We start from the raw sequence: 21,838 nt of genomic DNA, 5'->3' as shown, positions 1-21,838 counted from the left end.
CCCGAACTCCCGGCATACCGGGCGCTGTCGAGAAGCACATGACTTTTGTCATGGCCGGACCGTGACGGTGTCACTGCAGATGATGATGCGCTGCACTGTTTTCGGTGATCCCGGCCCAGCAGACTCGTAGTCATGAAGCAACCAGACGAAGGAAACCTGTTCACCGATCTGATGGAGCTCGGGCCGGCTCCGACGATGGCACGTGAGATCGTCGTCATCGTCATCAGCATCGCGATCGTCGCGGTGCTGTTCGCAATCGTCGGTACGTCGCTTCCGGCGTTCGTCGCACTCGGCGTCATCGTCGCCTTCATGGGCGTGCGGTTCGTCATCGGACTCCGCCACTGGGAGAAGCAATCATGACCATCATCGAAGTCAATGGCATGACTCGCCGCTACGGTTCGGGCAAGAACGCTTTCGAGGCCGTGAAGGCGCTCGATCTGAAGGTCGCAGAGGGCGAACTGTTCGGCCTACTGGGTACCAACGGTGCCGGCAAGACGTCCACTCTCGAAGTGATTCAGGGACTTTCACGACCGAGCGAGGGCACGGTGCGGATTCTGGGAATGGATCCGGTGTCCGACCGCCGCAAGGTCCGACCGTCGCTGGGCATCATGCTGCAGAAGGGCGGACTGCCCCAGGATCTGACCACCGCGGAGAGCCTGCGCATGTGGGCGGGCACCTGCAGCAATCCGCTGCCGACGGACGAGGTGCTGGGGCGCGTCGACCTGGCCGACCGCGCCGATACCCGGGTCAAGTTTCTCTCCGGCGGAGAGCAGCGCAGGCTGGATCTGGCGTGCGCCATCATCAGCCGCCCACGAGTGCTGTTCCTGGACGAACCGACCACCGGACTCGATCCCGAAAGTCGCCGCAACACATGGCATCTGATCCAGGAGCTGAAGAACTCCGGCGTGACGATCATGCTGACGACGCACTACCTGGACGAGGCCGAGTCGCTGTGTGACCGGCTGGCGATCATGCACCGCGGCGCAGTCGTTCGCAGCGGAACGGTCGACGAGGTGGTCGCCGACCATCCGGCGAGGATCGAACTGAAGGCCCCGGGCACGGCGTTGCCGTCACTGCCGGGTACCGACATGGACGTCTCGGGAGACACCGTCTCGATCCGGACGTCCTCGGTACAGGACACGCTCACCGACTTGCTGGTGTGGGCCCGCACCAACGGGGTGACCCTGCACGGACTCGACGCCCGAGCGGCATCACTCGAGACCGTATTCCTCTCCATCGCAGACGAATTCGACAATCCAGACTTCACAGACCAGAAGGTGATGAGCGCATGAGCACGATGACCGCACTGTCACGAGCAGAGTTCACCCTGCTCGGACGCAACCGAGTACTGCTGTTCAACGCGATCGTCATGCCGTTGATCTTCCCCATCGCCCTGCTGATCGTGGGAAGCCGCAGCGACGACGGATTGACCGACGCAGGCGTCGGAGCCGCACTGGAGATCTTCGCGCTGTTCCTGCTGGTGTTCATGGTCTACTACAACATGCTCTCGGTCTACGCCACGCGCCGAGACGAGTTGGTACTCAAACGACTTCGCACCGGAGAGAGTTCGGATGTGCAGATCCTGCTCGGACCGGCCATCCCCTCGCTGATACTGACCGTCGTCCTCGGACTGATCGTCGGAGCAGTGGTGCTGGCCTTCGGCGGACCCGTTCCCACCAACGCGCTACTGGTCGTGGTCGCTCTGTTCGGCGGTGCTGCGCTGTTCGCCGCCCTGGCCCTGATCACCTCGGCGTTCACCCGCAATGCGGAGGCGGCTCAGATCACCAGCTTGCCGGTGATCCTGGTCGCCATGGCCGGCTCCTCACTGCTTCGTGACGCCCTCCCGGACTCGTTCGGCAGGGTGATAGAGCTGACCCCGATGGCCGCGGTCTCGGACCTGTTGAACCTGGGCTGGTTCGGTACCACCACGCCCGGCGACGAGTCCATCGGCTTCGCTGCCACCTTCACCGAAGCCGGAATGCCGCTGCTGGTGATGCTTGCCTGGATCGTCGGCAGCCTCCTGATCGCCCGCACTCACTTCCGTTGGGAACCGCGGTCCTAGATCGCATCATTCGTCGACCGTCTGCAAGGCTGGAGATCATGAAGTTGCACCAGTACCTCAATCCACTGCACGGCTGGAACGACAGCAGTGCAGTGGACAAGGTGCGCGTCTACACCCGCCAGTCGTTCCTGCTCATCTCCGTCGGTGTCGCCGTCGGTGCGATGCTGACATCTCTGCAGTACGACGACTATCGGTCGATGGCGGCAGCAGCAGTGTGTGCCGCCGCCACTTTCGTGGTTGTGCAGCGCACCCCCGCACTCGGCGGCGAGTCGACGGCCGACCCACGAATCCCGTTGGCAATCGTGGCGGTCGCCGCCGTGGTGCTGGTAGCGGGAGGGACCACGAGCAACGCGATCTGGGCCGCCGTACTCGTCACCACAGCGGTCGCGACCCTGATTCCGTTGCGTTGGTCCCTGGCGGCGGCTGTGGCCGCTGCTCTGCTCGCGGCGGCTCTGGGAACCCCGGCGGTGGACACCGTGATCCTCGGCATCTTCATCGCCTTCATGGCCTTCACGGTGCAACTGTCGGCATGGCTGCTGCGCATCGTCACCGAACTCGACGCCACCCGCGCCGCCGCTGCCGCACTCTCGGTTGCCGAGGAGCGTCTGCGATTCTCGCGAGATCTGCACGACGTCGTCGGACGCGCACTCTCCGCAATAGCGGTCAAGAGCGAACTCGCCGCAACGCTGGCTCGCCGGGGTGACGATCGAGCGGCGGGCCAGATGGACGAGGTTCGCATCCTGGCCCAGGAATCCATGGCCGACGCGCGAAAGCTGGTTCGCGGCTACCGATCGGTCGATGTGGCGTCGGAACTCGACGGGGCTCGGTCCCTGCTGTCGGCCGCGGGTATTTCCACCGAACTGGTCGGTGAGACCTCGGTTCTGTCCGAGCGCGCGGCCGAGGCGGCCGCCTGGGTGGTCCGTGAGGGAGTGACGAACATCCTGCGCCACTCCACCGCCACTTATTGCCGAATCGAGCTGATCGACAACAGCATTCGGCTGACCAATGACCACCCCAGTCCATCATCCGGCCGCGACGACGGCACCGGCCTGAGCGGGTTGCGCGAACGATTGGTCGCAGTCGGAGGAGCGCTGAACACGGAGAAGACCTCCGAGGGATTCACCCTCACCGCGGCGCTACCGATCGAGAACCCAAGGACGACATCATGATTCGAGTTCTGCTGGCCGACGACGAGAATCTCATTCGTTCGGCGCTTGCGACCATGCTCGACCTGGAGGACGACATCGAGATCGTCGGGCAGGCCGACTCCGGCGAGAAGGCGTTGACCGTCGCGGCCTCTCTCGCCCCCGATGTGGCCGTGCTGGACCTGCAGATGGGCGGAATCGACGGCATCGAGACAGCCCAGAAGATCGCCGAGACGCTGCCCGCGTGCGCGTCGATCATCGTCACCAGCCACGGTCGGCCGGGCTACCTCAAGAAGGCGCTCGAAGCGGGCGTGCGCGGGTTCCTCCCAAAGACCACCTCGGCTGCCACCCTGGCCGAGGTGGTGCGCACCGTGCACGGCGGCGGTCGCTACGTCGACCCCACGCTGGCCGCGGAAGCCATCGGAGCCGGAGACTCGCCACTCACACCGCGCGAGGCCGATGTGCTCGAGTTCGCCGCGGACGGCGCGTCGATCGCGGAGATCGCACGGCGGGCCCATCTTTCGCCCGGCACCACCCGCAACTACCTGTCAGCTGCCGCGGCGAAACTGGGGGCAGCGAACCGGCACGAGGCCTGCGCTCTCGCTCGACGCCACGGCTGGATCTGACTCACCCTCATACCTTCGTGCTCACGGCGACAGTATCGAGGGTGGGGAGCCGATGACCGTCTGCGGGTGGCACCACGGTGATCCGCAAATTGTTGTGCCGCAGTAGATACACGGCCGCGAAGAGGCCGGTCGCCAGAGAGATGGCCCCGCCGAACAGCAACGGTGCCCGCGGATCCAAGGCGTCGGCGAGCCAACCGAGAACCGGACTGCCCAGCGGAGTGCCGCCGAGGAAGCACAGCATGTAGATGCCCATCACGCGTCCGCGCATGTCGGATGGCACCGACATCTGCAGAATGTTCATCGCCGACGTCGTGAACGTCAAGGTCAGGGCACCGGTGGGTATCAGCAGAAGCGCGACGAGCAGGTAGTTGGGCATCAACCCGACGATCAACTCGAAGGCACCGAATGCGATGACGGCACCGATGAAGAGCCGCAGTCGCGGCGCGCTCGCCCGCCGGGCAGCCAGAGTCGCTCCGGCCAAGGTACCGACCGCCAGCGTTGTCGAGAGCAGTCCGTAGGCGTCCGCTCCGCTACCGAACGTGTTGCGCGCCAACACCGACAGGCTCAGCGGAAAGTTGAGGCCGAACGTCGAGACCATGAAGACCGTGGCCAGCAGTACTCGTAGATCACCGCGCCCCCAGACGTACCGAAACCCCTCGCGCACCTGCCCTTTGGCGCGTGGGGTCGGTTCGACGCGGAAGAGCTGACCGACGTTCATCGCCACGAGGGCACCGAACACCGCCGCGAACGACACGGCATTGATGAGGAACACCCAGCCGGTGCCGACGAGGGTGATGAGCACTCCGGACACGGCAGGCCCGACGATGCGCGCCATGTTGAAGGTCATCGAGTTCAACGCGATCGCATTGGCGAGGGTCTCTTTGCCGACCATCTCGATGGTGAACGACTGCCGCACCGGAGCGTCGATCGCGGACGAGCAGCCGAGGATGAACGCGATGACGTACACGTGCCACAGCTCGACCATCCCTCCGACGTCGAGCACACCGAGCACCAGACCACAGACCGCAGCGAAGACCTGGGTGATCATGAGCAGCTTGCGCTTGTCGTATCGGTCTGCCAGAACCCCACCCCAGACCGAGAGGAACAGTGTCGGCCCGAACTGCAGGGCCATGACGATACCGACGGCGAAGCCGTTGCCGCCGGACAGCGTCAGAACGAGCCAGTCCTGGGCAACCCGCTGCATCCACGTGCCGACCAGCGAGACGATCTGCCCCGACGCCCACAATCGGTAGTTGTGAGTCTTCAGGGCGGCGAACATCGTCGAGCCGGAGGTACGGGAAACAGGGGCCACCGTTCAGATAATAAACCTAGGTAACTACTCGGAGTCGCTCACGAGGGCCCCGATGATCGTCACCGCGTCACGGAGCGTGTCGAGCTGCTCGGGTCCGAGGCCTGCCAACTGCGCGGTCATCCACGCTTCGCGGGCGCTGGCCTCGTCGGCGATCAGCTCTCGACCGGCCGGTGACAGCGAGACGATCACCTGCCGCCCGTCGGTGGGATGCGGGGTGCGCGCCACCAGGCCGAGTTCGGCCAACGATGCGATCACCCGCGTCATCGACGGCGGCTGTACCTTCTCTCGCGCGGCCAATGCACCCGGCGTCATGTCGCCCTCCCGACTCAGCGTGGCCAGAGCCGACAGCTGAGTGAGCGAGACTTGCGAGTCCACTCGCCTACCCCGAAGGTGGCGAGTCAGCCTCACCACCGCAAGCGACAGGTCGCTTGCCAATTCCCGATTGTCCTTCACTACATTTCCCGACGTCACAGCGCAGAGAATACGCCCTGGAACCGACCCCGCATCATGTAACCGCCTCGGTGATGGGTCCGACGGCAAAATATGCGACGAACAGCAACGCCACGATCCACAACAGGGGATGGACCGACTTCGCCCGACCGGAGCCGACCGCGAGTATCACCCAGGTGATGAAACCGACGCCGATCCCGTTGGCGATGGAGTAGGTGAAGGGCATCACCACGATGGTCAGGAAGGCAGGCAACGCGTAATCGAAGCGCCGGAAGTCGATGTCGAGAACCTGCCCGATCATCAGCGCACCCACCACGACCAGCGCCGGAGCGGCCGCTTCGATCGGAACGACGGCCGTGAGAGGGGTGAAGAACATGGCCAACAGAAAGAGCAATCCGGTGACGACGTTGGCCAGTCCGGTACGCGCACCCTCGGCGATTCCGGAAGCCGATTCGACGAACACGGTGTTCGACGACGCCGACGCACCACCACCCACGATGGCTCCGGCCCCTTCGACGACCAGGGCCTTGCCGATGTTCGGCAGTTTCCCGTCCTTGTCCAGTTTCGCTTCCTTGCCCAGACCGGTCATCGTGCCCATCGCGTCGAAGAAGTTCGCGAGCACGAGCGTGAACACCAGCAGGCTGGCGGCGAGCACGCCGATGCGCGTGAACGCTCCGAACAGATCGACGTTGCCCACCAACGACAGATCGGGAGACTGAATCAACTCGGTGGGCAGCTGCGGAACCGACAGGTTCCAGCCCTTGGGGTCGACGCCGTTCGACGGACCCACGTCGGTGACGGCCTCGACGATCGCCGCCAGCACCGTCGTCACCACGATGCCGATCAGCAGACCGCCGCGCACCTTGCGCACCACCAGCACACCCATCAGCAACAACCCGAACACGAAGATCACCGTCGGCCACGACGCGATGGACCCGTCGATGCCGAGCCCGACGGGAACCGTCGTGCCCGCGGCGTCGGGGATGCGGCGAACGAACCCGGAGTCGACCAGTCCGATGAAGGCGATGAACGCGCCGATGCCGGCGGCGATCGCAGCCTTGAGCTCGGCCGGGATCGCGTTGAACACCGCGGTGCGGAATCCGGTCACCGCCAGCAGCACGATGATGATGCCGTCGATCACGACGAGCCCCATCGCCTCGGGCCACGTCACCTGGGGTGCGATCGTCACGGCGAGCAGGGTGTTGATGCCCAGTCCCGCCGCGATGCCGAACGGATAGTTGGCGACGATGCCGAAGGCGATACTCATGAATCCGGCCACCAGCGCTGTCACGGCGGCGACCTGGGCGACCGGCAGGATGTTGCCGAGTACGTCGGTCTTGGCGGCCGCGTCGTCGGCGGAGAAGCTGCCCAGAATCAGCGGATTGAGGACGACGATGTAGGCCATGGCCACGAAGGTGACCACGCCTCCTCGGACCTCGGATCCAACCGTCGAGCCTCGTTCGGTGATCTTGAAGTAGTTGTCGAGTAGCCGCGACGACAATTGCATGAGCGAACGATAAAGCACACCGAAGCACTTGGGTAACCGCAACGGCGCAGCCGAGACACGCAGCAGTGGCGTAACTTGAGTTTCGTGGCCGACCTCCCCCAGATTCCGCGCAGCCTCACCGATCCGGTGCCTGTGTTGGCGATCGGCATCCTCGGCTGGATCCTCGCGCTGGTGGTGTTCACCGCCACCGGAGGTGGGGGCGGCGACGCACTTGCCACGTGTTGGTCCGGCATCGCTGTCGGTGCCGTAGGGTTCGGAATCTTCCTGATGCAGAGAGCGGCGTCACGTCGCGGGAGCAAAACCGCCCAACGCGGCCTCGATTGAGATCAGAATCACGTTAGCCCGGTCACCACAGGCCTCTGACGTGGGCAAACTAACCCCTGAACCGGTTGAGTAACACAAAGTTAACGTGGACCATGGGTTATGTCAGATAAAACAACCTCTTGATCCACGAAAGCCAGGCCATGAAGCTCGTCTCTCAGTACCGCACTCGCCGCAACCACGTCCGCTCGCTCCGCGCCCTCTACGCACGCGCCAACGCTGTCTCCAGCCCGGCCATGCGCGACGAGCTGCTCGTCATCGCACAGCGCTCGGATTTCTCGCGCTGATCAGCCTGACGGCATAGATCCAACCCAGCCCCCACAGGGCACCGAACACCCAGCCGGCCAGCACGTCCGTGGTCCAGTGCGCACCCAGGTAGATCCGAGAGAATCCGATCAGCAGGGACGCGACCACGGGTAACACGAGCAGTACCGGCCGATGCAGCCACGGCGTGGACGATCGCAGCATCAGCGCGATCGCCACCGTGGCAAGCACCATCGACATCATCGCGTGGCCCGACGGAAACGAATGGCTCGCAATGTCCACCAGCCGCTCCGGAAGCGGTGGACGCTCCCGCGCGAACGCGAACTTCAGCGCATTCATCAGACCCCATCCGGTCAGCATCGCGCCTGCGATCACGACGGCATCCGATCTGCGTCCGACGCGAAGCAACGCAACGACGCCCACCGCGGACAGCAGAAACATCGACACCGTGTTGCCGAGCGTGGTGATGATCCAGAACATCGTCGTGACCCACCCGACCCGATGCTCGACCATCCAGTCCAGGATCACACCGTCAAACCCCACGAGGTCGCTCCCAACTCTCCGTGCAGTGCACCGTTCCGTCGGCGGTCACCCACCACGGGAGTGTCCGCTCGCCGCTCACGTCACCGGACAGCCGCACCACGAGTTCGCGATGCACCACCACCCCGCCGGACGGCAGCGGCAATCCCATGACCGCACAGGCCAACACGGCTCCGGGTTCACGATCCCAAGAGCTGACCCGTCCCACTCCCAGCACTTCTCCGCTGATCGCCTCCGACGCCGACCTGATGTCGAGAACGTCGGCCAGTGCCGCAGCGGTAGCCATGTCCGAGAGCACGGCGACCTCCGGTGGTACCACGCTCACCAGCCACGGGGCGTCGATCACCAGCGCATCCGACGCGTCCACGACTGCGCCGCCGAGCGTGCGCACACGATCCGGGGGATCGATGTCCGAGACCTCGAAGCGCCGCTCCACCACAGCGGTGGCGATGAGCGTGTGGGTTCGCGCGATCACCGCAGGGGTCGGACTCCGCTGTGGATCCGACAGCGCTGCCAGCAGCACGCGAGCAGTATCGGCGCTCTCGCAGATCGACGCACTGAGCACCGCCTGCAGTTCGTCGGCACGCGGATGATTCAGCGGATCGAGCAACCCGGCGAACGTCTCGTCCGACGGTGCCCGAAAGTTGACCGGACGCGAACCATGCACTCGCGCATGGCGTCCGATCCACCACGCGGTGTAACCGTCCCGATCGGCCAGTGCCGCACGGGTGCTCGGGTCGTCCAACAGTACGGTCAGCGCCTCGGACCAGCCGTCCGATCGAACGAGGTCGAGATCGCGAACCGCGAGGAGTGATTCCGGCTCCTCGGACAGCCCCGACCACCATGCGGACTCGTCGTCGAGATCGTGATCCGGCCCGGTCGGTAGCTCGTCACGCACCACCGAGAACCCCCACCCGACGCCCACTGCTCGCAGCGCCCGCTCACCGAACCTGGCCACCACCGCAGGCGCGAGCACACCGAACGGCGAATCCTGTATCAGCAGATCCGCCAACGGCGCTCCGGGAAGCAACAATTCGTCGGCGCTGCGCAATTCACCCTCGTCGTCTTCGAGGGGCAGACCGCCGAGCCAACCGGGTAGTTCGCCCGCCTCTCCCGCCAGCGCGAGCACAGCGGAGACCAGACCGTCGACCTCCTCGCTCTCGTCCCAGTCGAGATCGTCCAGCGCAGCCTCGAGCGCCGGGTCGGTGAGCAGCTCGGTCGCAGTCGCCTCGCGGGCACCCAGACGCGACAGCAGCGGACTCACCGCTTCCGGATGCACCAACCTGACCCAGGTGACCGCAGCCGAGGCGTCGGAGCCGATCACCGTCGTCCGCGGGCCGGTCACCGTGCGACCGTCCGCGAGCGGAACAGGCAGCGCCGCAAGCTCTTCCGCAGCCACACCGTCGACCACGAGTGGGGTCAACGCGTCGAACAGTCGCCGCCACCAACTCGGCTCGCGATCGAGCCCACCGACCATCTCCGCCAGCCTCGCCAACCCGATCCGGTGCACACCCACTGCCGCGAGCGCCGACGCATGTCGTGCACCCGACAGTGATGCGTCGACCAGATCGGGTACGACACCTGTCAGCACCTCGGTGAGTTCCTCGGTGGCGTCCGCGACGACGTTCGCCCGCTCGGGCACCAGATCGCGTCCGTCCACACCGGGAAGCCATGGTGCGCAGGACAATCGACGGAAGACGAGTTCACGTAGTGCGCCGTCGACCTCACTGCGGGCGAATCCGACCTCGGGCACGAACGACACCCTGGATGCGGCAGGCAGCGAGGCCACGAAGTCCACGTACCCGTGCGCTACCGCGTCGAACGAGACACCCGGCAGCACGCGTCGCCGATCGGGTTGCATCGGTACATCGGCAATGACCAACGCGGGCAACGACAGTAGCTCGTCCGAACGAGTCGGAGCGCGCAACACATCGGGCGGAGCGGGAACGGGCAGACCGTCGACAACCGGAGCGAGCCAGCGGGCGGCCGGGGTGGCGAACTGCCGCCAGGTTCGCGGACCGATCGTGATCTCGGACGAATGGTCGTCCAATTCGATTCTGCTGCAGTCGATCACGACGCCGTCGATCTCGATGGAGTCCAACGCCTCCAGTTCGAGCAGCAGGTCGACGGCCTCGTCTGCTAATCCTGACGCGAACGAATCCGCCGCCACATCGGCTCGCAACGTCAACACGATCTCGGTGTCGAAGCCGTCGGCCGGCGAATCTGCGACAGGCCATGCGAGCCGCAGCACCGGCACGCCGGTGTCGGGTGTGAGCATGCCTCGCTCGCGCAGCGCCTCGAATGTGCGCCGCGCGCTGAACGCCACGCCGCCGCCACGGGAGCGCAGCTCGATCTCGTCGGACACCGAACGCACTGCGGTGAACCCGACCCCGAACTGTCCGACGCCCGGGTCCGTCGAGCCCTTGGCCGAGGCCCGCAGCGCCGTGAGGGCATGGACACCCGAGACATCGAGCGCTGCACCGGTATTGGCGACATGCAGAGCACCGAACTCATCGGTCCATACGGCCAGCCGACCCGGGACGCCGGCGCGCTGCGCGGCGTCCGCCGCGTTCTGCGCGAGCTCGGTCAACAGACGATCGCGATAACCCCCGCGCACCAGATCGGACTCGGACGCCGAATCCTCCCGAAGCCGAGTGGGAGAAGAGCCCCACGCCGCGAGAATCGACTCCCGCAGCGACTCGGTGTCGAACGGATCGATCAGCTCGGAGATGCCGAAGCTTCTTCCTGCGCAGCCAGATCGGTGGTACTCGACGCATCGTCGGCGACGGGTTCGGCCTCATCGACCGCAACGACCTCGTCAGCCGACTCTTCGGATGCAGCCTCCTGTGGAGTCAACGACACTTCCGGGGCAGCCTTGTCCGTGTCGGCCTTCTCGACGCCGTCGGTCGTCTCGGCAACAGCAGCAGGCTCGACCGGGGCGACCGGCGAGGCGATGACGTCGAGTGCCGCGTCGTCGTACGGCTCGAATTGCGGCGATCCGGCTCCGGTGGGAAGTTCGGTGTCCGAATGCGCTCCGCAGCCGTACTCGGCGTGCACCACGTGTCCGTCGGCCGCGAATTCGTTGCCGCACACCCCGAATGCGGCGGACATGGACCCGGCGATGGGGAGGTAGAAGCCACACAGCCCGCAGGTCGACGGCGCAGCCTTGGCCATCTCGGTATCGGGGCCGAAGTCGCCGTCGTGCCAACGCTGGGCGGCGTCGAGGCGTCCTTCGAGGCTGATGACCTTGCTTCGGCCGAGGCCGATCTCGCCCGCCACCTCGTCGATGGCGGGGTCACCGGATTCGACGTACCCGGGAACCAGCCGGGGATCGTCCTGGCGCGGAGACAGCAGATCGCCGGGTCCCAGGTCGCCGGGACGGATGCGCTCGTCCCAGGGCACCCAGGTCGGTGCCACGAGAGCGTCGGGGCCCGGGAGCAGAACCAGCTCACTGACCGTGGCGTGATCCGCGTCCGCCGGGGCGGCGACCACCACGGCCCACTGCCATCCGCGGTACCCCTCGAGATCGCTGGCGAACCGGTGCGTGGCCGCACTGGCGTCTTCGGCGGTGACCCCGAGGTACTCGCCGATACCGCCCTCTCCCAGGTCGAGCAGAGCCTGCCGCGCGAGGTCCACGGCATCGGCCAAGACGGGGCGGATGGAATCGAGCTCTGGAGAAGATACGAAACTCACACATTCAGTTTGCCGCATCGACTCGGTGACGCCCAGTTCGGGCTGCCATCATGGGTGCAATGACCGTCCGTGCTCGCACCTACGCTGCCCTCGTGGCCTCGCTGCTGGCCGTGTCCGCCTGTTCGTCGACGACGCAGCCGACCCCGGTGACGTCCGACTCGGTTCCGACACTGACCACCGAGATCCTGCGCGAATACGACCGTGGCAACGACGCCTTCACTCAGGGCTTCGAGATCGACGGCGACGTGCTCTACGAGGGCACCGGATTGGAAGGTTCCTCGTTCGTCAGGCGGACGTCGCTCGAGACCATGACCGAACTCGATCGCGTGGATCTGCCGTCCGACCTGTTCGGCGAAGGCATCACCGTCGACGGCGACACGCTGTGGCAGATCACCTGGCAGGACGGTGTCGCGATCGCCCGAGACCGGGACACTCTGACAGAACGACGCCGAGTGAACTACGAGGGCGAAGGCTGGGGGCTGTGTACGCAGACGCCGGACAACCGCCTCGTCATGAGCGACGGCTCGTCGACCCTCACCTTCCGCGACCCCACGTCGTTCGAGGCCGAGGGCACCGTGAACGTCACACTCGACGGCAATCCGGTGGAGCGCCTCAACGAACTCGAATGCGCCGACGACGGATCGGTGTACGCCAACGTGTGGCAGACGTTCGACATCATGCGCATCGACCCCGAGACCGGCGCGGTGACGGCCGTCATCGACGGCACCCCACTGTGGGATTCGATGTCGGCCTCCCAACGAGGGGGTGCCGACGTGTTCAACGGCATCGCACAGATCCCCGGCACCGACCGGTTTCTCGTGACCGGCAAATACTGGCCCACGATCTTCGAGGTGCAATTCACCGATACCGCGCCGGTAGGACAGAATTGACACCGTGACCGATCCACGTCTCCCCCACACCCCACCGGGTGCGGACGACCCACACCAGGATCACTCCGCGGGCTCCGCTCACGACCCCGAGCAGAACGATGCTCCTGACCGACCCGGTCACTCCGCAGGCCCCACTCCTGAGCCGAACGGTCACTCCGCAGGCTCCGCTCCTGACCCTCTCGAGCACCCCGGTCTGGCCAACTACCCGGCCGCAACTCCTGTGACCGCCCATGTTCCGAGCCGCCGCGAGCCGTTGCCCCCGTTGCACCCGCCGCGTACCGAGCAGATCACCGCGGCACGCGGCAAGGCAGGCGCACGCAAGCCGCCGCCGATGCCCAAGAAGCTGACCGTCACCCGCGTCGCCGCCATGCGTGGACGCGAGCTGACCGGCAAGGGAATAGCATCGTTTCAGCGAGCCGCGAAGGCCGACGGTGCCGACAAGTCCGGCCTGACAGCACTCACGTACGCGACCATGGCGAACTTCGCATCGGATGCCGCGCTGGCGATCGCGTTGGCCAACACGCTCTTCTTCTCCGCCGCCACCGGTGAGGACAAGACCAAGGTCGCGCTGTATCTCGTCATCACCATCGCGCCGTTCGCGTTGATCGCGCCGCTCATCGGTCCGCTGCTGGACCGATTGCAGCAGGGCCGACGCATCGCGCTCGCCACGTCCTTCGGGTTGCGCACCGTGTTGGCGGTGGTGCTGGTGTTCAACTTCGACAGCTGGGTGTTGTATCCGGCCGCGCTCGGCATGCTCGTTCTGAGCAAGTCTTTTGCGGTGCTCAAGAGCGCGGTGACGCCGCGGGTACTGCCGCCGGAGATCGACCTGGTCCGCGTCAACTCACGTCTGACGGTGTTCGGTCTGCTCGGCGGCACCATCGCGGCCGGGGCCATCGCAGGCGGTATCGCGTTCGTCGCCGACTCCCCCGGCGCTCTGTGGTTCGTCGCCGCGATCACCGTGCTCGGCGCATATCTCAGCATGAGGATTCCGTCCTGGGTGGAGATCACCGAGGGTGAAGTGCCCGCAACCTTGAGTTACCACGCCGATCAGCACGGTGATCGCGATTACGCCGGAAGCGGGGCTCCCACAGAGAACCTCCGCCGCACGCCCCCGTCGCCCCCGGCGTCGAGCACCACCAAGAACCGCAGACAGCCCTTGGGCCGGGCGGTCATCGTCGGGCTCTGGGGCAACGGCACCATCCGAATTCTCACCGGCTTCCTGACGCTCTACATCGCGTTCGTCGCCAAATCCCGTACCGAACACGAGCCGCTTCAGCAGGCCGCGATGCTCGGACTCGTCGGAGCCGCCGCCGGTCTCGGCAACTTCTCCGGCAACGCGCTCGGAGCCAGGATCAAGCTCGGCCGGCCGTCCCTTGTGGTTCTTCGCTGCACCCTCGCAGTCACGGTCGTGGCCGTCGTCGCCGCGGTCACCGACAGCCTGCTCACCGCAGCGGTGGCAGCGCTCGTCGCGTCGAGCGCCAGTGCACTCGCCAAGGTCTCCCTCGACGCGTCCCTGCAGGCCGATCTGCCGCCGGAATCGATCGCGTCGGGATTCGGCCGATCGGAAACCGTCATGCAACTGTGCTGGGTCCTCGGCGGCACGCTCGGCGTGCTGCTCCCCACCGAGTACTGGCTCGGTTTCACCGTGGTCTCGGTGTTGCTTACGATCGGGCTCGTGCAGACATTCCTCACCTACCGCGGCAGATCACTTCTGCCCGGCTTCGGCGGCAACCGCCCCGACCACGTCGAACAAGAAGTGTCCGACGGTTCCTTCGGCGAAAACGTGACCAAGTGAATCTCGCTCCCCGCACCAAGAAGATCGCGGCCCTGATCGCCGCAGGTCTGCTCGTCGTCGCCGTTGCGTTCGTCGCGGTACTCGCGCTGCTGATCGGGAACGCGCCGGACAAGGAACCGACCGTCTCCGCCTACGCCAACGGCCGAGCCGTCGACGTGGAGCCGTACCTGTACTGCGCCGTCAGCGACCCGCTGTGCACCAACGTCGGAGAAACCACCGAGATCCAGGTCGGCAAGGCCCCGACGGTGCAGCTCTCGCTTCCCGAGGCCGTCTACTCGGCACCGTGGGTGCTCGCCCTGGTCTACGGCGACGACAGCGGAAACGTCGTGGAGGACAGCGCGTTCAACGAACCGGGAACCAGGCTCAGCGTCACGGTGCCCACCACGGACGACAGCGGCCGAACCCTGCTCGGGATCGAAGTGCGTCTGCCCACCGGCATCATCGACACCGACACCAATCAGGAGGGCTTCGTCAGCCACGCCATCTGGTCGATCGGCACGCTGCCGTAGGTCGTTCCCGAGATCAGCTGTCGAGCTCGCGGGCGACGGCCCGGACCACCTCGGAGATGCGCTGCGCGATCTTGCGGTCCGGGTACTTGCCCTTGCGGAGCTCGGGCTGCACCGTCGCTTCGAGCAGCGTGATCATGTCCTCGACCATGCCGTGCAGCTCGTCGGGAGTGTGCTTGCGCTCGACGGGTTCGCGGCGGGTGCTGCCGGAGTTCTGACGCACCGACGGCGCCGGCTCGAGCACCTTCAGGCTCAGGGCCTGCGGTCCGCGACGGCCTGCAGCCATCCCGAACTCGACTCGCTGACCGGCTTTGAGGCCCTCGACGCCCTCGGGCAGCGCCGAGGAACGCACGTAAACGTCCTCGCCTTCCTCCTGCGAGAGGAATCCGAATCCCTTGTCGACGTCGTACCACTTCACCTTGCCGGTCGGCACTGAGCTCACCCGTTCATCTGTTGCTGTGACAGTTGCGTTGTCCGTGGGACCGATGTTCGGCCCGCACAAGTTTCGCGCCCCACGAGGACGTAGGACGCGAATACACCAGTCTAGCGCGGTGAGCCCGGATAGAGCATTCGAGTTGTTCACCGCACTGCGCTCTTCACAGCGTCGCGATTCGCACTACCGTGGTCGATGTGGACACAACGACCCGTAAGAGCAGCACCGCTCTGCTGCGCATCGCGCTGGCTTTGTTCGCGATCGGCCTCGTCGCCATCGTCGCGATCCTGATGTTTCCGATCTTCTCCGACGCGAAGCCCCCACTCGGGCTCTACCTGACGGCCATGTTCTCCGCGCCGACCGGCTTCGTGCTGGCGCTGGGGTACGCGCTGGCATCCGGACGACGGGCGCGTTGACCATGCGGTTGATACTGAACGTCATCTGGCTGGTCTTCGGCGGCCTGTGGTTGGCACTGGGCTACTTCCTCGCCGGGCTGCTGCTGTGCATCCTGATCGTGACCATTCCGTTCGGCATCGCGTCGTTCCGCATCGGCGTCTACGCGCTGTGGCCGTTCGGATCGACGATCGTCGACAAGCCGGGGTCCGGATCCGGTGCGCTCGTCGGAAACGTGCTGTGGCTGATTCTGGCCGGTTGGTGGCTGGCCCTGACCCACGTGGTCACCGCCGTCGCGATGGCGATCACCATCATCGGCATCCCGTTGGCGATCGCGAACCTGAAGATGATCCCCGTATCCCTGATGCCCCTCGGCAAGGACATCGTTGCCGTTCGGTGACCTCCGGAACCGGTTCCCGTCGATGTGACTTCCATCACATCACGCTGCGGTAACGGACAGGCAACGGACAGGGGTTCAATGCCCGGCACGTCCACTAGCTGGGCCGACTCGAGCGACCCGAAAGAGGTACAAAATGTGCTCTCGGCGACGCCCCGAAATCGACAGTTACCAAATAGTGACGTAAGGCGGGAATTTCAGTACGGTCAGCAGCGGCCGGGAAGTTCGGCCGAATTCCGGCCCGCAGCGCCAAACCTCGTCCCGCGGGAACCGGAACACCCTTGACGATCACCCAGGGGACGAGGACGGGGGACCCACGTCCTCCACGGACAACCGGGAAGTTGTAGCGACTCACGAAGCCGCACCGACTTCCCTTGGGGTGAAGCCCAATTGCCCACTCGCAGGAGTGTGTGAGACGGCCGGGCTACCTCTCAGCCCGAACCCGACAGCTGACCTCGCAGGCGCGTGTGGAGAGGATTTCAACTCGTATGAGCGGACGTCATCGCAAGCCGAGCACCACTGGCAAGACCGTCGCAAAGGTCGCAGTCACCGGAGCCATCATGGGCACCGCGAGCATCGCCTTCACCGGCACCGCGAACGCGGCACCGGATTCCGACTGGGACCGCCTGGCACAGTGTGAAGCCGGCGGCAACTGGGGCATCAACACCGGCAACGGCTACCAGGGTGGGTTGCAGTTCTCCCCCAGCACCTGGAACGCGCACGGCGGCCAGCAGTACGCGGCCACGGCCAACCAGGCCAGCCGTGAAGAGCAGATCGCAGTCGCAGAGAAGGTCCTCGACTCGCAGGGCTGGGGCGCATGGCCGTCCTGCTCCTCGAGCCTCGGCCTGAACAGCGCGCCCACCGAGCGCAGTGTTCCGGTCACCCCCAAGGCACCGGAAGTTCCCGCGTTGCCCGACCTGACGTCCATCCCGGCAGTCGACAACTCGGCCGAGGTCGTCGAGGGCATCGTCACCGCCGTCCAGAACCTCACCAACGATCCGCAGATCGCCTCGTTCGTGCAGAACGCGGCTCAGGGCATCCAGCTCGATCCTCAGATCGTGAACTTCTACCAGGCCAACAAGGCATTCCTGCCCCAGTAAGCGCCCGGAGACGGTTCAGCTCGTACGAAAGAAGCCCCCGACGGATTGTCGGGGGCTTCTTCGTGCTCGAGGGCCGCGGCTAGCGATTGACCACGGTCACCGGATGGGCGTAGGGAAGGTCTTCGACGGGCAGCGGGAACTCGGTGTCCTCGCCGAAGGGCGACAAGCCACCCGAGCGAGCGGACGAGAGTTCGGTCACCGCGTGGTCACCGCGAGCGGTTTCCGGCCAGCCTGGATCGACATAGGGCTTCTTCGACTTGTTCACCATGCGCCTATTTTGACACCTGCCCTGCGGCAAGCACCAGCCCAGGTCTCTAATCTGATAGACGATGACCGACACGACTGCGCACCGACACACCGATACGCCCCCGGATCTGCCTCGATGGATCGCAGCTCGCAGCGACGCCGAGCTGATCAGGGCCATGTCGCTGCGTCCGGATCTGACCGCGCCGCCGCCCGCATCCCTTGCCGTACTGGCCGGACGGGCCGAGCAGCGCCGATCGATCCTGCACACCGCGGACACCCTCGACACCCTCGCTCTGACGGTCCTCGAGATCCTCGCCATCGAAGAGGCATACGAGCGACCCGTCACCCGCGCCGCGCTGCTGGCCGTGGTCGCCAAACGCGCACCGGCCAAGAGCGTGGACAAGGCACTGTCCCAGCTGCGCGAACGCCTGCTGGTGTGGGGCGACGCAGCAGGCTTCCGCATCAGCGCCGCAGCGGCGGACGCGGTGCCGTGGCGCATCGGTCGCGCACTCGACCCGGTGGACAACCTCACCGAGGCCCACATCACCGCGGCGCTGGCAGAACTCGGCGACGGCGAACGCGGCCTTCTCGACACCCTCGCCAGATCGTCCCCCACCGGCCGCACCCGCGACGCCGCACCGGGCACGCCGCCGGACCGACCCGTCCAGAAGCTGCTCGCCGCCGGTCTGCTGATCTGGTTGGACGAACAAACCGTCGAGCTGCCCGTCCAAGTGGGCCAGATCCTGCGCGGCGAACCGATGTCGGACCCGCGCTCGCTCGCCGAACCCAAACTCGATACCAACACGTATTCGCTCGCCGACGTCGACGCCGCTGCCGCAGGAGAGGCGCTGGAGCTGGGTCGGCACTGCGTCGCGGTGATCGAGGCACTGTCCGCTTCGCCTGCACCCGCTCTGAAGGCCGGCGGACTGGGAGTACGCGAGCTCCGCAAGATCACCAAGGCCACCGGCCTCGACGACGATCGAGTGAGCGTTCTCGTCGAGTTGCTGGCCGCCGCTCACCTCATCTCGAGCGGAACACCGGACCCGGTTCCTGCGTCCGACAACGGCGACGACTACTGGGCCCCGACACCGGCGGTCGAGGCCTGGCTCACCGCCGCCCCGGCAGCGCGCTGGCACACCCTGGCCTCGGCCTGGCTCGAAGTGCCGCGGGCACCCTGGGTCATCGGAATGCGTGACCCCAACGACAAACCCATCGCCGCCCTGTCCGAGGAAGTCCGCTCTCCGGCCGCACCGCGGGATCGACGCATGATCCTGGAGTTGCTCGCAGAACTCGGCAGCGGACACGCAGCGCAGCCCGCCGACCTCGCCCGCACCCTGGCCTGGCGTCGACCCCGGTGGTCCGGACGCTTCGGCGTCACACCCGTCGGACATGTTCTCGCCGAAGCCACCGCTCTCGGCATCGTCGCCCGCGGGGCGATCTCGACCCCGGGCCGCTCCCTGCTGCACGACGGCAATGCCGAGGCAGACATGCGCGCTGCCCTGCCCGAGCCCATCGACTACGTCCTGGTGCAAGCCGACCTCACGTTGGTGGCACCCGGCCCGCTCGAGCCGGAACTGCAGGATCGAATCGAACTGGTCGCCGACGTGGAATCCGCGGGCGCGGCCACGATGTACCGGATCAGCGACACCAGCCTGCGCCGCGCTCTCGATGTGGGACTGACCGCCTCCGAGCTGCACACGTTGTTCGCCACCCACTCGAGAACGCCGGTTCCGCAGGCCCTGACCTACCTGATCGACGACGTGGCTCGACGGCACGGCCGCCTACGCGCAGGCGTCGCGGCGTCGTTCGTCAGGTGCGAGGACCCGGCACTGCTGGCCGAGGTGATGGCGTCCCCGGCAGCCGAATCGCTGGCCCTGCGAGCGCTGGCTCCGACCGTCGCGATCTCACAGGCCCCGCTCGCCGAAGTACTGACGGTGCTGAGCGGAGCAGGATTCGCGCCTGCGGGCGAGGACTCGTCCGGCACCATCGTCGATCTGCGTGCCCGCGGGTCGAGGGTGTCGGCGCGGCGGCCACGCCAGGCGTTCCGCACTCCGGCCGTCCCCACCGAGGAACAGCTGGGTTCGTTGGTACGCGGGATGCGCGCTGCCGACAGAGCGGCAGGCAACGGCGGCGCCGTGGTGCGCGCCGACGGGTCTCGGGCCAGCAGCACCGCGACGATGACGCTGCTGCAGACCGCGGCGAAGGTCAAACGGAGCGTGAGCATCGGCTACGTCGACGCCCAGGGCGTGGCAACCCATCGCATCGTCGATCCGATCAGCATCGGCGGTGGCCAACTCGACGCGTTCGACCCCGCCACCGGTGGGGTTCGGCGCTTCACCCTGCATCGGATCACCTCGGTCGCATTGGTCGAGTAGACCGGGCTCACGTGCACGCACGCCCCTACCTGTGGACAATGGAGAAGTTGCGCTCTTTCGGGCGCAGCAGATGTCTCTAGGAGGAACCGTGACCGACGGCCCGCTGATCGTCCAGTCCGACAAAACGCTGTTGCTCGAGGTCGATCACGAACTCGCGGGTGCAGCGCGGGCGGCCATCGCACCGTTCGCGGAGCTCGAACGTGCCCCCGAGCACGTGCACACCTATCGCATCACCCCGCTGGCACTGTGGAACGCCCGTGCCGCGGGCCACGACGCCGAACAGGTGGTCGACGCGCTGGTGAATTTCTCGCGTTACGCGGTGCCGCAGCCGTTGCTGGTCGACATCGTCGACACGATGGCGCGCTACGGCCGGTTGCAGTTGGTCAAGAGCCCGGTGCACGGCCTGGTGCTGATCAGCCTGGACCGCGCGGTGCTCACAGAGGTGATGCGCCACAAGAAGATTGCGCCCATGCTGGGCGCGATGGTCGACGAGGACACGGTGATCGTGCATCCGAGCGAGCGCGGCCACGTGAAGCAGATGTTGCTCAAGATCGGCTGGCCTGCCGAGGACCTCGCCGGCTACGTCGACGGCGAAGCTCACCCCATCGAGCTCGACACCGAGGGCGGCAACTGGACACTGCGCGACTACCAGGAGATGGCGGCCGATTCGTTCTGGGCCGGCGGCTCGGGAGTCGTCGTACTGCCCTGTGGCGCAGGCAAGACGATGGTAGGCGCGGCCGCTATGGCCAGAGCCAAGGCCACCACGCTGATTCTGGTCACCAACACCGTCGCCGGTCGCCAGTGGAAGCGCGAACTCATTGCACGCACCTCGCTCACCGAGGAGGAGATCGGCGAGTATTCGGGCGAGCGCAAAGAGATTCGCCCTGTGACAATCGCCACGTACCAGGTGATCACGCGTCGTACCAAGGGTGAGTACAAGCACCTCGAGCTCTTCGATTCCCGCGACTGGGGATTGGTGATCTACGACGAGGTGCATCTGCTCCCCGCGCCGGTGTTCCGCATGACAGCCGATCTGCAGTCGCGTCGACGCCTCGGCCTCACCGCGACGCTCGTCCGCGAGGACGGCCGCGAGGGCGACGTCTTCTCGCTGATCGGGCCCAAGCGCTACGACGCACCGTGGAAGGACATCGAGGCACAGGGCTGGATCGCGCCGGCCGAGTGCATCGAGGTTCGCGTCACCCTCACCGATGCCGAGCGCATGTCGTACGCCGTGGCCGAGCCCGAGGAGCGCTACAAGCTGTGCTCGACGGCGCACACGAAGATCGCCGTCGTGAAATCGATCCTCGCCAAACACCAGGATGCTCCGACGCTGGTCATCGGTGCCTACCTCGACCAGTTGAACGAGCTCGGTGAAGCGCTGAACGCGCCGGTCATTCAGGGCTCGACCAAGAACAAGGAACGTGAAGTGCTGTTCGACGCGTTCCGCAAGGGCGAGATCCAGACGCTCGTGGTGAGCAAGGTGGCGAACTTCTCGATCGACCTTCCGGAAGCCTCTGTGGCAGTCCAGGTTTCGGGAACGTTCGGCTCCAGGCAGGAAGAGGCTCAGCGCCTGGGCCGACTGCTCCGGCCGAAGCACGACGGTGGTCAGGCCCACTTCTACTCGGTGGTCTCCCGCGACACCCTCGACGCCGAGTACGCAGCCCACCGTCAGCGCTTCCTCGCCGAACAGGGCTACGCGTACCGCATCACCGACGCGGACGATCTGCTCGGTCCGGCGATCTGAGACTTCGGGTCGGCTCGGTGCCGTGCTAGGAATACCTGT

At 66.1% G+C, this 21,838-nt stretch carries 23 protein-coding genes and 1 riboswitch; of the genes, 15 read left to right on the top strand and 8 right to left on the bottom strand.

Annotation, left to right across the window (positions count from 1 at the left end; all coding sequences use genetic code 11):
* Window positions 1-132 precede the first annotated feature (132 nt).
* The 5 genes from QM590_RS10535 to QM590_RS10515 are packed head-to-tail and all read left to right on the top strand — an operon-like array spanning window position 133 to window position 3,833.
* Complete coding sequence (locus tag QM590_RS10535) at window positions 133-360, top strand: hypothetical protein (RefSeq protein ID WP_176460371.1); 228 nt, start codon at window positions 133-135, stop codon at window positions 358-360.
* Window positions 357-1,292: an ABC transporter ATP-binding protein gene (locus QM590_RS10530; protein ID WP_269594825.1), complete on the top strand. Its 936-nt coding sequence runs from the start codon at window positions 357-359 to the stop codon at window positions 1,290-1,292. Before QM590_RS10535 ends, QM590_RS10530 begins: the two co-directional genes overlap by 4 nt.
* Complete coding sequence (locus QM590_RS10525) at window positions 1,289-2,062, top strand: ABC transporter permease (RefSeq protein ID WP_269594824.1); 774 nt, start codon at window positions 1,289-1,291, stop codon at window positions 2,060-2,062. Before QM590_RS10530 ends, QM590_RS10525 begins: the two co-directional genes overlap by 4 nt.
* A gap of 38 nt (window positions 2,063-2,100) precedes the next feature.
* Window positions 2,101-3,231: a sensor histidine kinase gene (locus QM590_RS10520; RefSeq protein WP_269594823.1), complete on the top strand. Its 1,131-nt coding sequence runs from the start codon at window positions 2,101-2,103 to the stop codon at window positions 3,229-3,231.
* Complete coding sequence (locus QM590_RS10515) at window positions 3,228-3,833, top strand: response regulator transcription factor (protein WP_269594822.1); 606 nt, start codon at window positions 3,228-3,230, stop codon at window positions 3,831-3,833. Before QM590_RS10520 ends, QM590_RS10515 begins: the two co-directional genes overlap by 4 nt.
* A 7-nt stretch (window positions 3,834-3,840) precedes the next feature.
* Here the strand turns inward: QM590_RS10515 and QM590_RS10510 are convergent, their stop codons facing one another.
* The 3 genes from QM590_RS10510 to QM590_RS10500 are packed head-to-tail and all read right to left on the bottom strand — an operon-like array spanning window position 3,841 to window position 7,102.
* Window positions 3,841-5,112: an MFS transporter gene (locus QM590_RS10510; protein WP_149405587.1), complete on the bottom strand. Its 1,272-nt coding sequence runs from the start codon at window positions 5,110-5,112 to the stop codon at window positions 3,841-3,843.
* A 57-nt stretch (window positions 5,113-5,169) separates the two neighbouring features.
* Window positions 5,170-5,598, bottom strand: coding sequence for an Rv0880 family HTH-type transcriptional regulator (locus tag QM590_RS10505; protein ID WP_037188786.1), 429 nt, complete (start codon window positions 5,596-5,598; stop codon window positions 5,170-5,172).
* Window positions 5,599-5,650: 52 nt separating this feature from the next.
* The gene (locus QM590_RS10500; protein WP_269594821.1) at window positions 5,651-7,102 is read right to left on the bottom strand and encodes an NCS2 family permease; all 1,452 of its coding nucleotides are present in this window, start codon (window positions 7,100-7,102) and stop codon (window positions 5,651-5,653) included.
* A gap of 84 nt (window positions 7,103-7,186) precedes the next feature.
* Between QM590_RS10500 and QM590_RS10495 the strand changes: the two genes are divergently transcribed.
* Both QM590_RS10495 and QM590_RS10490 read left to right on the top strand, forming a co-directional pair.
* Complete coding sequence (locus QM590_RS10495; RefSeq protein ID WP_317783866.1) at window positions 7,187-7,426, top strand: DUF2530 domain-containing protein; 240 nt, start codon at window positions 7,187-7,189, stop codon at window positions 7,424-7,426.
* A 140-nt stretch (window positions 7,427-7,566) separates the two neighbouring features.
* The gene (locus QM590_RS10490) at window positions 7,567-7,710 is read left to right on the top strand and encodes a hypothetical protein (RefSeq protein WP_156516107.1); all 144 of its coding nucleotides are present in this window, start codon (window positions 7,567-7,569) and stop codon (window positions 7,708-7,710) included.
* Here QM590_RS10490 and QM590_RS10485 read toward each other — a convergent pair.
* The 3 genes from QM590_RS10485 to QM590_RS10475 are packed head-to-tail and all read right to left on the bottom strand — an operon-like array spanning window position 7,679 to window position 11,938.
* Window positions 7,679-8,230 (bottom strand): phosphatase PAP2 family protein, encoded by a 552-nt coding sequence (locus QM590_RS10485; RefSeq protein ID WP_269594819.1) that lies wholly within the window; start codon window positions 8,228-8,230, stop codon window positions 7,679-7,681. The two genes, QM590_RS10490 and QM590_RS10485, sit on opposite strands and share 32 nt — an antisense overlap.
* Window positions 8,220-10,949 carry a sacsin N-terminal ATP-binding-like domain-containing protein gene (locus tag QM590_RS10480; protein WP_269594864.1) on the bottom strand — a complete coding sequence of 910 codons (2,730 nt, stop codon included), beginning with the start codon at window positions 10,947-10,949 and terminating at the stop codon, window positions 8,220-8,222. The genes QM590_RS10485 and QM590_RS10480 overlap by 11 nt, the downstream gene beginning before the upstream one ends.
* Window positions 10,946-11,938, bottom strand: a complete 993-nt coding sequence (locus tag QM590_RS10475) for a DUF3027 domain-containing protein (RefSeq protein WP_269594818.1) — start codon at window positions 11,936-11,938, stop codon at window positions 10,946-10,948. The genes QM590_RS10480 and QM590_RS10475 overlap by 4 nt, the downstream gene beginning before the upstream one ends.
* Before the next feature lie 41 nt (window positions 11,939-11,979).
* On the opposite strand from QM590_RS10475, the gene QM590_RS10470 reads away from it, so the two are divergent.
* The 3 genes from QM590_RS10470 to QM590_RS10460 are packed head-to-tail and all read left to right on the top strand — an operon-like array spanning window position 11,980 to window position 15,114.
* Window positions 11,980-12,810 (top strand): glutaminyl-peptide cyclotransferase, encoded by an 831-nt coding sequence (locus tag QM590_RS10470; RefSeq protein ID WP_411567276.1) that lies wholly within the window; start codon window positions 11,980-11,982, stop codon window positions 12,808-12,810.
* Window positions 12,811-12,814: 4 nt separating this feature from the next.
* Window positions 12,815-14,605 carry an MFS transporter gene (locus QM590_RS10465; RefSeq protein WP_269594816.1) on the top strand — a complete coding sequence of 597 codons (1,791 nt, stop codon included), beginning with the start codon at window positions 12,815-12,817 and terminating at the stop codon, window positions 14,603-14,605.
* Window positions 14,602-15,114 carry a DUF2771 domain-containing protein gene (locus QM590_RS10460; RefSeq protein WP_269594815.1) on the top strand — a complete coding sequence of 171 codons (513 nt, stop codon included), beginning with the start codon at window positions 14,602-14,604 and terminating at the stop codon, window positions 15,112-15,114. Before QM590_RS10465 ends, QM590_RS10460 begins: the two co-directional genes overlap by 4 nt.
* Window positions 15,115-15,127: 13 nt before the next feature.
* Here the strand turns inward: QM590_RS10460 and QM590_RS10455 are convergent, their stop codons facing one another.
* Complete coding sequence (locus QM590_RS10455; RefSeq protein ID WP_269594863.1) at window positions 15,128-15,544, bottom strand: cold-shock protein; 417 nt, start codon at window positions 15,542-15,544, stop codon at window positions 15,128-15,130.
* A 197-nt stretch (window positions 15,545-15,741) separates the two neighbouring features.
* Here QM590_RS10455 and QM590_RS10450 point away from each other — a divergent pair, with 197 nt between their 5' ends.
* The 3 genes from QM590_RS10450 to QM590_RS10440 all read left to right on the top strand — a co-directional run bounded on the left by QM590_RS10450 (window position 15,742) and on the right by QM590_RS10440 (window position 17,434).
* The gene (locus QM590_RS10450) at window positions 15,742-15,960 is read left to right on the top strand and encodes a hypothetical protein (protein WP_082898830.1); all 219 of its coding nucleotides are present in this window, start codon (window positions 15,742-15,744) and stop codon (window positions 15,958-15,960) included.
* Window positions 15,961-15,962: 2 nt separating this feature from the next.
* Window positions 15,963-16,337, top strand: coding sequence for a YccF domain-containing protein (locus tag QM590_RS10445; RefSeq protein WP_037187421.1), 375 nt, complete (start codon window positions 15,963-15,965; stop codon window positions 16,335-16,337).
* A 276-nt stretch (window positions 16,338-16,613) separates the two neighbouring features.
* Window positions 16,614-16,814: riboswitch (cyclic di-AMP (ydaO/yuaA leader) on the top strand.
* An 8-nt stretch (window positions 16,815-16,822) separates the two neighbouring features.
* Window positions 16,823-17,434: a resuscitation-promoting factor Rpf1 domain-containing protein gene (locus QM590_RS10440; RefSeq protein ID WP_149405030.1), complete on the top strand. Its 612-nt coding sequence runs from the start codon at window positions 16,823-16,825 to the stop codon at window positions 17,432-17,434.
* Between the two features lie 79 nt (window positions 17,435-17,513).
* Here the strand turns inward: QM590_RS10440 and QM590_RS10435 are convergent, their stop codons facing one another.
* Entirely contained in the window at window positions 17,514-17,702 is a 189-nt protein-coding gene (locus QM590_RS10435) for a hypothetical protein (protein WP_008719333.1), read from the bottom strand.
* Between the two features lie 61 nt (window positions 17,703-17,763).
* On the opposite strand from QM590_RS10435, the gene QM590_RS10430 reads away from it, so the two are divergent.
* Window positions 17,764-20,055, top strand: coding sequence for a helicase-associated domain-containing protein (locus QM590_RS10430; protein ID WP_269594814.1), 2,292 nt, complete (start codon window positions 17,764-17,766; stop codon window positions 20,053-20,055).
* A gap of 88 nt (window positions 20,056-20,143) precedes the next feature.
* Window positions 20,144-21,799 carry a DNA repair helicase XPB gene (locus tag QM590_RS10425; RefSeq protein ID WP_094639782.1) on the top strand — a complete coding sequence of 552 codons (1,656 nt, stop codon included), beginning with the start codon at window positions 20,144-20,146 and terminating at the stop codon, window positions 21,797-21,799.
* The last annotated feature ends 39 nt before the right edge of the window (window positions 21,800-21,838 follow it).

This window comes from Rhodococcus sp. IEGM 1372 (assembly GCF_030056835.1).
Classification (GTDB): Bacteria; Actinomycetota; Actinomycetes; order Mycobacteriales; family Mycobacteriaceae; genus Rhodococcoides.
Note: the sequence above shows the minus strand (reverse complement) of the source record. Positions and strands in the feature narration are given on the sequence as shown.